This window comes from Rhizobium ecuadorense, assembly GCF_001187535.1.
GTDB lineage: Bacteria > Pseudomonadota > Alphaproteobacteria > Rhizobiales > Rhizobiaceae > Rhizobium > Rhizobium ecuadorense.
In genome coordinates, this window is record NZ_LFIO01000372.1 from 1 (window position 1) to 208 (window position 208).

General features: G+C 62.0%; 1 protein-coding gene. It reads right to left on the reverse strand.

Features of this window, described 5'->3' with window-relative positions; genetic code table 11:
- The coding region (locus tag AF337_RS08120) for a GH39 family glycosyl hydrolase (RefSeq protein WP_425287883.1) at positions 1-208 on the reverse strand (208 nt) is incomplete at both ends.

Below are 208 nucleotides of genomic sequence, written 5' to 3' on the forward strand. Positions count from 1 at the left end.
CGCCGCAGGTGTGCGGACCGCCGACACGGGCATTCGGCAAGGCACGCTTCAGGGCCTTGGCGCTGACATCATACATTTCGCAGAATTGCGGTATGGTGCCGGTCCAGTAGTGACCGTCCGGCTCGTTCCACACTTCCCATGGCCAGCTTGAAACGACGGGCTCGCCATATCTTTCGGCCAGATGGCGCGCCCATGCTTCGATGAGGTC